Raw genomic sequence first — 11937 nt, 5'->3', positions numbered from 1 at the left:
TTATAGTCCCGCCGTTTCCATCATGTTTTTGGTGTGGCACTGCAAATCAAATAAGTTTTGGCACGTTGACGGTACGATTTTCGCCGCATCTCCAATATGCAGTTTCAGTGCTGTTTCTTCGTCGATGTTCACCCAGGAATATTTTGGCTTGATGCCGTGCTGAGGGTTGTTGACCACTTCACCTTCACCGACAGCAAAGGTTTCTTTCTCACCGGAAGCGTTTTTCATAATGGTGGAGAAAGAGACTTCGTCGTTTGGTTGCACGTTTTTGTCTGAACCCACACCGATTTTAACCATAGAGCCGGTTTCACACTGACGCAGCTCCAGTACCGAGGCTTGTGCTGCCAGCAGCTCTTTGATGTCGCCGCTATATTCAACCGCTTCTGCCGCAGCTTTGGTTGCCATGCCTTTGTAACTGGCCGGCGAGATAGGGCAACGTGAATCACGGGTTTCGCTGGTGGCGCTTTCATCGCCGCTGATCTCAATGCGTTTCACCAGAGCCATATCCGGCAGGGAAACCACTTTGACGATCGCTTTGACGTCGACGGTAAAACTGCATTTCGACGGCACACGTTTGGTTTCGCCTTTTTTGGTTTTATAGGTGTAAGACTCACTGAAAGACGCCGACAAATCTGAGTTGGTGATTTCGGTCAGCACAGCGTAATCCGCAATCGGCACGCCCTTGGTGTTGTAACGGCCGCTTTGTTCTGCCAGCTTGATTTCACTTTTCAGTTTGTTGGCCAGTTTACGGTCGACCAGTTGAGTACCTGTGCTGATAACCTGACTTTCCAGTGAGTTACGCATACTCGACTTCATGCGTTTCTGTGCACTGTCTTCATATTCCATATCGACAGGTAATACGATCACTTTACGGTCTTCACTTGAGGCTGCGGTCACTGCCGCTTGTGCTAATGGCACGGCGGTATCCGGGGTACAGATGGCATCTTCCCCCATCAATTTACAGCCAGAAAGTAGAACCGACACACCCAGCGCCACTGCGGTTGGTTTGAACATAATAGACAACTCCATATTGTTATTTTCTTTATTTATTTGAACCCGGGATCTTGCTGGTTTAATACCAAGCTTTTCTTATTCAATCCCGTGCCTCTGTTTATTGAATTCCAAGTGAAGTCCACAGCCCTTGAGCGCTGACAGTGTCTGCGAAATTGCGCTCAGCCCCTTCTTTCGAGAAGGTATAATTGGTCAGTGAGTTACCACTGGAAATAATCTCGTGACTCGCGAGTATGTTGCCGTTACGACCCTGGAGTTTTAGTGTCGTAAACTGCGTAGAAATATAGGCTTGGCCGACCGTGCTCTGGCGCAACTGTGACGTTAATTTGAGTACGTGGGTGGTATTTGGGGTGCCGCTGAAGGTGGTTTTCAGGCTTTGCTTGGAAAACTGCTCTGCCAGCAGCTCAGCGCTTTTTTGATCTTTGCGGCTGGCGGAGACGCGGATAACAATGCCGGACTGCACTTGCGCCAGTGCCGAAGCCAGCTGGTCGATACTTTCTGCCTTAGGTATATCGTCCTGACCGAGGGCGCGCAACATCGCCTGACGCACGGCAACGGCCTGAGCTTGCTCGCTTTGCGCGCGGTTGGCCAGCCACCACAACAGGGCATCCTGATGCTGGCGCTGTTGCAGCACGGCTTGTGCATGACGGTTACTCTGTTCAATCTCGGAGCGCAGCTGGCGCACCACAGTGTCGCGGCTGACTTTCGCCTGGACGTAATAACCGATATCGTTCTTAGCGACCTGCGGATAATCGATGCCGGTCAGAGTGATATTGGCGGTTTTGCTGTTGACATGGTTATCGATGAGAGAACTGGCATGCTCAGACTGGTTACGGCTCTGGACGATGTCGCGTGAGACAAACGAGGAGTTGATTTGGGTCCAGAGCTGGGCATTGATTTGACTGAGTGCCGATTGCTTGGCCTGAGTCAGATTGAGGCCCTGACCGACGGCGGTGAGGTACTGCGGGTCATTGGTTGGTGGTGCGCTGTACCAGTCCGGCGCGGTGGTCGACTGACAGGCCAACAGCGCGAGACTGCATAAGCCGAGAATGAGCTTTCTTTTTATGGTTAGCATGTTATCAAATCAGTGGCACTACAAGACGTGTTTGTGCACTGAATACTATATGTATGTGTTTTTGAGATAAACGCATTTCTTGGTAGAGTGTCACATTTTTATGAGTCAGATCAGGTTTTTGACTTTTTTCTGACAATTGAGAATGTCATGTAATTGCTTGGATAAAAAGGGCACAACCTCGGTTTCGAACCATGGGTTTTTCTTCAACCACAAAGTATTACGCGGTGACGGATGCGGCAGCGGCACATAGTGCGGCGCCCAGAGTTGCCACTGGCGCACGGTTTCGGTCAGAGTCTTTGGCTTCTCTGGCTGAGTGACCCCGGATAAATAATAGTTCTGCGCGTACTGGCCGATCAGCAGTGTCAGTTCAATATTGGGCAGTTGCTGTAATACTTTGGCGTGCCACAGTGGCGCGCACTCTTTGCGTGGCGGCAGGTCGCCGCTTTTGCCCCGTCCGGGGTAGCACAGCCCCATTGGCATGATGGCAACCTGGCGCGGGTCGTAAAAGGTGTCGCGGTCGATGTTGAGCCAGCTGCGCAGCCGGTCGCCGCTTGGGTCGTTCCATGGCACGGAGCTTTGGTGCACTTTAAGCCCCGGCGCCTGGCCGATGATCAGGATGCGTGCATCGCCATGAGCCTGAATCACCGGGTTAGCGCCGAGTGGCAAATCGGGTTCGCACACCCGGCAGTGACGGATCTCCCCCAGCAGCGGCTGCAGCGGATCGGTGGTGGGAATGTCTGCGCGGCGCATCAGTAACCTTTACTGAAATCGATACGGTGCTGGAGGCGGAAGCCGTCGCGCCACAGGGCGTAGTTGGCGGCAAAAATTTCCACGACCTGCTCAGGGAAGCTCAGCGCAGCAATGTGTGGCGTGACGGTAATCGCCGTATGGCGCCAGAATGGATGGTCAGCGGTCAGTGGCTCGCTGACAAACACATCGAGAAAAGCGTGCGCCAGCTGGCCGGCGTCGATGGCCGGGATTAGATCGTCTTCCACCAGAGTTTTGCCACGTCCGACATTAAACAGCAATGCCTGGTGACAGTGGGCAAAAGTCTCCGCGCCGAGCAGGCCAATGGTGTCCGGTGTATTGGGCAGGGTGTTGACTATGATGTCCGCTTTCGCCAGTGCCGCGCCCAGTTCGTTGACATGATAGGTGGTGGTGAACTGGCTCTGTTTGGGTGGAATGCCGGAACGGTTGACGCCAATCACTTCCAGACCGAAGGCACTGGCTACCTTGGCCAGATGGCTGCCAATGGAACCGGTGCCGAGTATGGTCATTGTTTTGCCGCTCAGTGACTGATAGAGGTGCGGTTGCCACCGTTGCTGAGTTTGCTGCTGTTGATAGCAGGCAAAATGGCGGTAATGGCTTATCGCGTAGCCCAGCACGTATTCGGCGATTTGCTGGCCGAAGATGCCTTTGACATTGGTCAGCTCATAATCCTGGCGCAAGCCCGGTGCCATCAGGGCGTCGACCCCGGCATAGGCCGACTGCAGCCAGGTGAGGCGCGGGAAGTCATTCAGGTACGGCGCGGCCATTGGCGGTGCAGCCAGTAGCAGGGTGGCTTCATCCCGGTTGGTGGTGATGGTCAGGTCCGGCAGATTGAGCGTTTCAATCGCCCGGCGATAGAGCTCATCATGCTCGGTTAAAATATACAGCTGATGCGTAAAATTGTTCATAGATGCGCCTTTTTTCCCCGCTGGTTATCCAGTACACTTCCGCTGTCTTTATCCGCAACGAATTGAGTGACCATGTTACAGACATCAAATGGGTTACAGAACCCTTTGCAACTTCGCCTTGAGAAGTTTGAACCTTGGCAACAGATTACCTTTATGGCGAGCCTGTGTGAACGCATGTACCCAAATTACGCCATGTTCTGTGAACATACCCAATTTGCGGATCCGCGTCGTTACCGTGATATTCTCGATGCGGTGTGGGAACTGATGACGGTGAAAAACGCCAAAATCAACTTCGAGCGTCAGCTGGAAAAGCTGGAGGAGTTGATCCCGACGTCAGAAGAGTTTGATATTTACATGGTGTATCCGGCGATTGATGCCTGTGAAGCACTGGCGACTCTGCTGCACGGTCTGCTCGATCGTGATGGTTTGTACGAATCGATGCAGAAAGTCAGCCAGATCTCGGTCCAGACTGTGGCTCAACTGGAAGAAGCACAAACCGGTGAGAGCATCAGCAACGCTAACCAGAAAGAGAATGAAGCGGTGTGCGGTGAATGGGATGTGCAGTGGGCGCTGTACCGTCCGCTGCGTGAAGCGACCGAGCGCGATATCGAGCTGATTAAAGACCTGCGTTTTGAGCTGCGTGATGAGTGCGTCAGCAACATTGGTATTGAACTTTAATCCTCTTGGTTCGGATGGATGGTGAGAAGCAGGCTTTTTAGCCTGCTTTTTTTATGTTGTTTGCCTCGTCCTGAAATGTGTTTACACATTGAGGACGAATGATGACTACTTGCCTCTTAGGTTTTGCAAGTCGAGCCTGTCTCGGTAAATCGGGTCTATTTCTGAAAATCGTGCCTGTTTGTGTAAATCAGGGAGCAAGGTACGGCAAAGCAGCATGTTCATTTCAGCGTTTTTTCAATGTCAGGTCGGGTTTTTGTTATAAAAGATGACGGACACACAAAACGCCATCTGAATACGGTACCATGCTCAATGTCTGTGCGTAGTGTGGTGCTGGGTTATCCGGCGGCAAAGTAATAAGGAGAGGGTATGTGGCAGTCTGTTGAAAACTGGCTGAGCCAGAACGGCATTGAAATGACGCAGTTAATGCAGATTTCGAAGGCATTGGGGCTGATTGTCCTGATTGCGGTCGTGGTGCATTTTATTTTGCAGCGCGGCATTGTCGGTACGCTCAAGCGCCGCGCGGATCAATCACGTGCGATGTGGCGCCATGCGCTGTTCTCCGGTAAGTTATTCAGCCGTATTTTCCTGGTTATTCAGGGCATGCTGATCGGCATACAGGCCAATCTCTGGCTGTCGCAGGAAAGCATTATCCGCGAATGGATCGTGACGCTGGTGGCCTTGTGGGTGGTGTTGTTTACCCTACTGGCGCTGTTCTCGGCGCTGGATGTGGCCGATACCCTGCTGGCGCGCACGGCCTTCGGACGCAATATGCCGGTACGCGGCATCGTCCAGAGCCTGAAAATCGTCTTCTTTGTCATCGCTGCACTGCTGGCGACCTCGATTATGGTCGACAAGTCGCCGGTGATCCTGCTTAGTGGCCTGGGTGCGATGACCGCAGTTATTATGCTGGTGTTCCGTGACCCGATCCTGGGCCTGGTGGCGGGGGTGCAACTCTCTGCCAACAAGATGCTCAGTGTCGGTGACTGGCTGGAGATGCCGAAATACGGCGCTGACGGTGATGTGATTGATATCAGCCTGACCACAGTTAAAGTGCAGAACTGGGACAAAACCATTACCACCATCCCGACTTATTCGCTGATCTCCGACTCGTTTAAAAACTGGAAAGGGATGCAGGTTTCCGGTGGCCGGCGTATCAAGCGCAGTGTGCTGATTGATGCCACCAGTGTGCATTTTCTGTCGCCGCAGGAAGTGGAGCAATTGACCCGCGCCAAATTGCTCGAGCCCTATCTGAAACACAAAGTGGAAGAGATCAGTGCTTTTAACCAGCGTCATAACTATGACGACGGCAGCCTGATTAACGGCCGTCATCTCACCAACCTTGGCAGTTTGCGTGCTTATCTGGAACGTTATCTGCGTGCCCATCCGGAAATCCACCAGTCGATGACCCTGATGGTGCGCCAATTAGCACCGACGCATGAAGGTATTGCGATGGAGTTGTACTGCTTTGCGGCCAATACCGAGTGGGTTGAATATGAGCGTATTCAGTCGGATCTCTTTGACCATGTTTATGCGGTGCTGCCGCAGTTTGGTCTGCGCGTGGCGCAGGCGCCGACCGGCAGTGACTTTCGCCGTTTAAGCCCGGCTGCGCCGCAAGCCTGGATTGAACCCGCGCTGAATGACGAGCGGGCCTCACAGCAGTAACCGCTGCTGCCAACCGATAAAAAAGCGCCGCTCTGCAATCAGGGCGGCGCTTTTTTCTGCGTACTGTCAGGCGCTGAGATAGCGGTTAGAAACCGGATTTGGTTTGATCGTCCTCATCATCGCGGCTCTCACGTACCCCGTGCTCGGCTTTCCAGCGTTCCCAGCGTTCGGTGGCGAGCTTTTGCATATCGGTGGTGCGGTCAGCTTCATCGATGATCTCTTCTCCCAGCAGGTGTTCAAAGATGTCTTCCAGGGTCAGCAGCCCCTGTACTGTGCCGTATTCATCCACCACCAGGGCCAGTTGCAGTCGTCTTTGCATCATCTGCTCAAACGCAACCGGCAAGGTCTGGGTGTTGAGCAGGACATGGATCGGACGCATTACCGCGCCCAGCTGCTTGCTGCCCAGCTTGTTCTGCTGCAGACGGAACAGCTCCAGGCGGTGGACGAAGCCGATAATGTTATCGGTGGTTTCGGTGTAGATCAGCGGGCGCGAAAACGGCGTATCACGGTGCTGGGTCAGGAACTCATCAATGGTCAGCTCGGCCGGAACCCGGAACAGCACCGTACGCGGCGTCATCACCTGGGTGACCAGTACATCGCGGATCGCGAGCAGGTTGTGCAGCATTTTCGACTCACCTTCCGCCAGTTCGCCGCTTTCATCGGCCAGCATCGCCATCGCCGACAGCTCTTCACGCATGCGCGGCAACTGACTGTTGCTGGCCAAACGGCGAGTGATCTGCTGCGAAAACCAGACGAAGGGGGCCAGAATCCAGACCATCCAGCGCAAAATGACCGCGGTGAGCGGCGCCAACTGGCGCCAGTAAGTGGCGCCGATAGTCTTCGGCACGATCTCCGACAGTACCAGAATACCGAGCGTGAGTGCGGCAGAGAACAGGCCAAGCCACTCGCTGCCGAATACCAGCGCGGCCTGGGCGCCGGCACTGGCCGCGCCTATGGTATGGGCAATGGTGTTTAAGGTCAGGATCGAGGCCAACGGGCGGTCGATATCCGCTTTGAGCTGAGCCAGCTTGTCTGATGACGGGTGGGATTGTTGGCGCAACTGCGCCAGGTAACTGGGCGTAATACTCAGTAGTACGGCTTCCAGGACAGAACAGATAAACGATACGCCAATCGCAATCGCGACGTAAATCGTAAGCAAAAACATGGAGCTTCCTTAATGGTTCATCTACCCCGCTAAGGGTGACATTATGTGACGAAAAAACAACAGCAACTGCTGCTTTTTTGTCTGCACTCAATCAGGTAAAAGCCTTGATATGACAAGGCTTAAAGAGGATTTTCCTGCTAGAGCCAGGGATATTTTGCGTTAAAAATAAGTCAGGCGCTCGCGGCATTGGGTAACAAATTGTGAGTGAATACTCATATTATGGTTAAAACTACGTCAGAGAGACACAAGTTACGCGACAAACCTTTGCCAGACGGGGCATTTATGCTTTAGAGTGAACTCAATTCGATAACCTATGAGAAGGGAAACCTAATGAACAAGACCCAATTAATCGACTTTATTGCCGAAAAAGCAGACCTGTCTAAAGCTCAGGCAAAAGCTGCTCTGGAAGCGACTCTGGGCGCGGTTGAAGGCGCACTGAAAGAGGGTGACCAGGTTCAACTAATTGGTTTTGGTACATTCAAAGTAAATCACCGCGCAGCGCGCACCGGTCGTAACCCTAAGACTGGCGAAGAGATCAAAATCGAAGCAGCTAACGTACCAGCGTTCGTTGCTGGTAAAGCACTGAAAGATTCAGTGAAATAATCTATACTACGCCGAGATTCTTAGTCTCGGCGTTTTTTCATGATGAAACCATTTCTTCTCTCCGCTTTCAGTGCGGCCTTATTGGCCGGATGCGCCACTTCTCTTCCGTACGATCCCCTGCAGCTCCAGCAAATCAGTGATTACAGTGGCGGTGAAACCGCAGGCGACGCGACCAGCTTTTACTGGACCAGCGCGCGGCAGGATCAGACTGTCTCTGCGGCTGATTACGTGGTTTCGCAGCGATTTGGCTGGTATCAGTCCAATTATCGCTGGGACGAAGGTGAATTGCGCGAAGTGGTTCGCGAGGGTATGCAGCCGAAAGAGCGCCAGCTGGTGCCTTACCGGGTGCAGATCCGCTTTGATAAAAACGGTGATGCGATTTATCAGCAGTACCGGGTCGATGGCAAAGTCCTGCCACTCAATCAGAATCAGCTCGCTCAGTACCAGCAGCAGGCCAGTGAGCTGGTTGAGAAAACCAGGCAGCTCGACAGCCAGGGGCTGACCCTAATTCAGGGCATCTGGGATGGGGAGGTGTTTGAAAGCTGCTCCGACACCGACTACAGCAAGGTCGAATTCAATCAGACTCTGCCGGATTTTGTCGTCAGCCGGTTATCCTCGCTCGACCGTTATGTCGCATTTCTTGGTTCGGCGGATAAACAGACGGTACGCATCGACCAAATCCTCATTCTGGATGATGACAGCCACGACTGTGTGAAACGCCCGGCTCTGATCGCTGAGCAGGACGGATAAGGTTTGACTCTGCTGATGCAGATCAGAAATGCATAAAGAAAAGGCGCTCAATGAGCGCCTTTGGTCTGTCTGAGCCTTGGTGAAAATACCGAGGCTTAACTGAGGAGCGAACCGGTCACTCCGTCAGCCTGCTTATTTTTCCGCCTGCTCGCGTGCAATTGCACGGTAGCCGATGTCATTGCGGTGGAACATGCCGTCCCAGCTGATTTGTTTCGCCAGCTGGTAAGCGCGTTGCTGCGCTTCAAGCACAGTGTTGCCCAGCGCGGTTGCGCACAGTACGCGGCCGCCGTTGGTCACCACCTGGCCATCTTGGTCTGTGGTACCGGCGTGGAACACTTTCTCGCCTTCCACGTCTGTGGTTGGCAGGCCGGAGATGACATCGCCTTTAGCGTAATCGCCCGGGTAGCCGCCAGCGGCCAGGACGATACCGATTGAGGCACGTGGATCCCACTTAGATTCAACCTGGTCCAGTTTGCCGTCGATAGCCGCCAGACACAGTTCCACCATGTCAGACTGCATACGCATCATGATGGGTTGCGTTTCCGGATCGCCGAAGCGGCAGTTGAACTCAATCACTTTTGGCGCGCCGGATGCGTCGATCATCAGGCCAGCGTACAGGAAGCCAGTGTACGGGTGGCCTTCAGAAGCCATGCCGTTCACGGTCGGGTAAATTACTTCCTGCATGATGCGGTCGTGGATTTCCTGAGTGACCACTGGCGCTGGAGAGTAAGCACCCATACCGCCCGTGTTCGGGCCGGTGTCTTTGTCGCCGACACGTTTGTGATCCTGGCTGGTGGCCATCGGCAGAACGTTTTTGCCGTCAACCATAACGATAAAGCTGGCTTCTTCGCCGTCCAGGAACTCTTCGATCACCACGCGGCTGCCGGCATCGCCAAACGCGTTGCCAGCCAGCATGTCTTTGATCGCATCTTCAGCTTCTTGCAGCGTCATCGCGACGATAACGCCTTTACCTGCCGCCAGACCGTCGGCTTTAACGACGATTGGTGCGCCTTGCTCACGAACGTAAGCCAGCGCCGGTTCGATTTCAGTGAAGTTAGCGTAAGCCGCCGTCGGGATGTTGTGGCGTGCCAGGAAATCTTTGGTGAACGCTTTTGAGCCTTCCAGCTGCGCCGCTGCTTCGGTCGGTCCAAAGATTGGCAGGCCAGCGGCGCGGAATGCATCCACCACACCAATAACCAGTGGCGCTTCCGGACCGACGATAGTCAGTCCAATCGCGTTGTCCTGGGCAAACGCTACCAGGCCAGGTACATCTTCTACGCCGATGTTGACGTTTTGCAGTTTCGCTTCCAGCGCAGTACCCGCATTACCTGGTGCAATGAACACGGTCTCAACCGCAGGGTTTTGCGCGACTTTCCAGCCCAGTGCGTGCTCACGACCACCAGAACCGATAATTAAAACTTGCATAATCTATCCTAACGAAAAGAATAAATGCCCAGGGCTAATCAGCCCCGGGACCTCATAAATAAATTAGTGACGGAAGTGACGCATACCAGTGAAGATCATCGCCATGCCGTGCTCGTCTGCTGCTGCGATAACTTCGTCATCACGCATTGAGCCGCCTGGCTGAATCACACACTTGATGCCCGCTTCGGCGGCTGCATCGATACCGTCACGGAACGGGAAGAACGCATCCGATGCCATTACTGAACCGGCCACTTCCAGATTCTCATCCGCGGCTTTGATACCGGCGATTTTCGCCGAGTATACGCGGCTCATCTGGCCAGCGCCGACACCGATAGTCATGTCGCCTTTTGCGTACACGATAGCGTTTGATTTAACGTATTTCGCGACTTTCCAGCAGAACAGCGCATCTTTCAGCTCTTCTTCGCTTGGCTGGCGCTTAGACACCACTTTCAGGTCATCCAGAGTCACCATACCCTGGTCACGGTCCTGTACCAGCAGACCACCGTTAACACGTTTCAGATCGAAACCTGTGGTCTTGGTTGACCATTCGCCACACTCCAGCAGACGGACGTTTTTCTTCGCCGCTACCACTTCAACCGCTTCGGCAGAAACTTTCGGTGCGATGATCACTTCCACGAACTGACGCTCAACGATAGCTGATGCCGTTTTAGCATCCAGCTCCTGGTTGAAGGCGATGATGCCGCCGAACGCAGAGGTCGGGTCAGTCTGGTAAGCGCGGTTGTACGCTTCCAGAATGTCGCTGCCCAGTGCCACACCACAAGGGTTGGCGTGCTTAACGATCACACACGCTGGTTCTGCGAACTCTTTCACGCATTCCAGTGCGGCGTCAGTGTCAGCGATGTTGTTGTAAGACAGAGCTTTACCCTGAATTTGACGCGCAGTAGAGACGGACGCTTCTTGCGGGTTCGCTTCCACGTAGAACGCGGCGTTCTGGTGGCTGTTTTCGCCATAACGCATGTCTTGTTTCTTGATGAACTGCTGGTTGAAAGTGCGCGGGAACTGAGATTCTTCGTCGCCTTCTTTGTTTTCGCCGTAGCTTGCTACCATGGTACCGAAGTAGTTCGCGATCATACCGTCGTAGGCGGCAGTGTGCTCGAATGCGGCAATAGCCAGGTCGAAACGGGTATTCAGAGTCAGAGACTTGTCGTTGGCATCCATTTCTGCGATGACGCGATCGTAGTCGGTTGCGTTCACGATGATGGTCACGTCTTTATGGTTTTTCGCTGCAGAGCGAACCATAGTCGGGCCACCGATATCGATGTTTTCTACCGCATCTTCCAGTGAACAGCCTTGTTTGGCAACGGTTGCTGCGAATGGGTAGAGGTTCACGACTACCATGTCGATTGGGTTAATGGCGTGAGTGGCCATTACGTCATCATCCTGACCGCGACGGCCCAGGATGCCACCATGAACTTTCGGGTGCAGCGTTTTTACGCGCCCATCCATCATTTCTGGGAAACCGGTGTAATCGGAGACTTCAGTCACAGCGATACCTTTTTCAGCCAGCAGACGAGCCGTACCGCCAGTAGACAGGATATCAACACCGCGCTCAGCGAGCGCTTGTGCGAACTCAACAATGCCAGTTTTATCTGATACGCTGATCAGTGCACGGCGAATAGGACGAGCGTTATTCATGCTTCCATTTTCCTTTAATTCATGGAGTTAATGACGAAAGATGTTTGCCAAAAGTGTTCATGGGTGACGCAGAGGGGAATTTTTTATCCGTTCTGATCACAGCTTGGTCAGTTTTGGTAAAGACCTTTGTTCCAGGCTTTCAGGATGGCGCGTATTCTAACCAATTTATTACAAAAGATCTCGCGCAATCGTTTGGCATGGGAAAAATAATAGCTAAAAACTGGTTTTTCAAGCAA

At 53.3% G+C, this 11937-nt stretch carries 12 protein-coding genes; 4 read left to right on the top strand and 8 right to left on the bottom strand.

The genetic code is table 11. The annotated features are described in order from the left end of the window. From KNV97_RS17760 to KNV97_RS17745, 4 genes are all read right to left on the bottom strand, one after another. Positions 1–1014, bottom strand: a complete 1014-nt coding sequence (locus KNV97_RS17760) for a hypothetical protein (protein WP_136487177.1) — start codon at positions 1012–1014, stop codon at positions 1–3. Positions 1015–1111: 97 nt separating this feature from the next. Further along, entirely contained in the window at positions 1112–2086 is a 975-nt protein-coding gene (locus KNV97_RS17755) for an LPP20 family lipoprotein (RefSeq protein ID WP_218562464.1), read from the bottom strand. 105 nt (positions 2087–2191) lie between these two features. Then, a complete protein-coding gene (locus KNV97_RS17750; protein ID WP_218562463.1) occupies positions 2192–2836 on the bottom strand; it encodes a uracil-DNA glycosylase family protein in 645 nt (214 codons plus the stop codon). Then, entirely contained in the window at positions 2836–3762 is a 927-nt protein-coding gene (locus KNV97_RS17745) for a D-2-hydroxyacid dehydrogenase (RefSeq protein ID WP_136487174.1), read from the bottom strand. The genes KNV97_RS17750 and KNV97_RS17745 overlap by 1 nt, the downstream gene beginning before the upstream one ends. Before the next feature lie 72 nt (positions 3763–3834). Here KNV97_RS17745 and KNV97_RS17740 point away from each other — a divergent pair, with 72 nt between their 5' ends. Both KNV97_RS17740 and KNV97_RS17735 read left to right on the top strand, forming a co-directional pair. Continuing rightward, positions 3835–4440: a YjaG family protein gene (locus tag KNV97_RS17740; RefSeq protein ID WP_136487173.1), complete on the top strand. Its 606-nt coding sequence runs from the start codon at positions 3835–3837 to the stop codon at positions 4438–4440. A gap of 366 nt (positions 4441–4806) precedes the next feature. Beyond that, on the top strand, positions 4807–6102 hold the full coding sequence (locus KNV97_RS17735) for a mechanosensitive ion channel family protein (protein WP_136487172.1): 1296 nt from the start codon (positions 4807–4809) through the stop codon (positions 6100–6102). Between the two features lie 85 nt (positions 6103–6187). Here the strand turns inward: KNV97_RS17735 and KNV97_RS17730 are convergent, their stop codons facing one another. Continuing rightward, entirely contained in the window at positions 6188–7267 is a 1080-nt protein-coding gene (locus tag KNV97_RS17730) for a CNNM domain-containing protein (protein ID WP_136487171.1), read from the bottom strand. 330 nt (positions 7268–7597) lie between these two features. On the opposite strand from KNV97_RS17730, the gene hupA reads away from it, so the two are divergent. Then, positions 7598–7870: a nucleoid-associated protein HU-alpha gene (gene hupA, locus KNV97_RS17725; protein ID WP_136487170.1), complete on the top strand. Its 273-nt coding sequence runs from the start codon at positions 7598–7600 to the stop codon at positions 7868–7870. A 42-nt stretch (positions 7871–7912) separates the two neighbouring features. After that, entirely contained in the window at positions 7913–8620 is a 708-nt protein-coding gene (locus KNV97_RS17720) for a DUF1481 domain-containing protein (RefSeq protein ID WP_218563453.1), read from the top strand. Between the two features lie 132 nt (positions 8621–8752). Here KNV97_RS17720 and purD read toward each other — a convergent pair whose 3' ends face one another. The 3 genes from purD to KNV97_RS17705 form a co-directional block, all read right to left on the bottom strand. Further along, the gene (purD, locus tag KNV97_RS17715) at positions 8753–10045 is read right to left on the bottom strand and encodes a phosphoribosylamine--glycine ligase (RefSeq protein WP_218562462.1); all 1293 of its coding nucleotides are present in this window, start codon (positions 10043–10045) and stop codon (positions 8753–8755) included. A 63-nt stretch (positions 10046–10108) separates the two neighbouring features. After that, positions 10109–11701, bottom strand: a complete 1593-nt coding sequence (purH, locus tag KNV97_RS17710; RefSeq protein ID WP_136487168.1) for a bifunctional phosphoribosylaminoimidazolecarboxamide formyltransferase/IMP cyclohydrolase — start codon at positions 11699–11701, stop codon at positions 10109–10111. A gap of 107 nt (positions 11702–11808) precedes the next feature. Beyond that, positions 11809–11937 carry a phosphoribosylamine--glycine ligase gene (locus tag KNV97_RS17705; protein WP_136487254.1) on the bottom strand — a complete coding sequence of 43 codons (129 nt, stop codon included), beginning with the start codon at positions 11935–11937 and terminating at the stop codon, positions 11809–11811.

The organism is Vibrio ostreae (genome assembly GCF_019226825.1).
In the GTDB taxonomy this organism is placed as follows: Bacteria; Pseudomonadota; Gammaproteobacteria; order Enterobacterales; family Vibrionaceae; genus Vibrio; species Vibrio ostreae.
Note: the sequence above shows the minus strand (reverse complement) of the source record. Positions and strands in the feature narration are given on the sequence as shown.

What these genes read in the sequence shown, in the direction of transcription:
- KNV97_RS17730 (WP_136487171.1), bottom strand. Translation starts at nt 7,267, where the DNA reads ATGTTTTTGCTTACGATTTACGTCGCGATTGCGATTGGCGTATCGTTT.
- KNV97_RS17720 (WP_218563453.1), top strand. Translation starts at nt 7,913, where the DNA reads ATGAAACCATTTCTTCTCTCCGCTTTCAGTGCGGCCTTATTGGCCGGA.
- KNV97_RS17750 (WP_218562463.1), bottom strand. Translation starts at nt 2,836, where the DNA reads ATGCGCCGCGCAGACATTCCCACCACCGATCCGCTGCAGCCGCTGCTG.
- KNV97_RS17735 (WP_136487172.1), top strand. Translation starts at nt 4,807, where the DNA reads ATGTGGCAGTCTGTTGAAAACTGGCTGAGCCAGAACGGCATTGAAATG.
- KNV97_RS17745 (WP_136487174.1), bottom strand. Translation starts at nt 3,762, where the DNA reads ATGAACAATTTTACGCATCAGCTGTATATTTTAACCGAGCATGATGAG.
- KNV97_RS17755 (WP_218562464.1), bottom strand. Translation starts at nt 2,086, where the DNA reads ATGCTAACCATAAAAAGAAAGCTCATTCTCGGCTTATGCAGTCTCGCG.
- KNV97_RS17760 (WP_136487177.1), bottom strand. Translation starts at nt 1,014, where the DNA reads ATGTTCAAACCAACCGCAGTGGCGCTGGGTGTGTCGGTTCTACTTTCT.
- purH (WP_136487168.1), bottom strand. Translation starts at nt 11,701, where the DNA reads ATGAATAACGCTCGTCCTATTCGCCGTGCACTGATCAGCGTATCAGAT.
- purD (WP_218562462.1), bottom strand. Translation starts at nt 10,045, where the DNA reads ATGCAAGTTTTAATTATCGGTTCTGGTGGTCGTGAGCACGCACTGGGC.
- hupA (WP_136487170.1), top strand. Translation starts at nt 7,598, where the DNA reads ATGAACAAGACCCAATTAATCGACTTTATTGCCGAAAAAGCAGACCTG.
- KNV97_RS17740 (WP_136487173.1), top strand. Translation starts at nt 3,835, where the DNA reads ATGTTACAGACATCAAATGGGTTACAGAACCCTTTGCAACTTCGCCTT.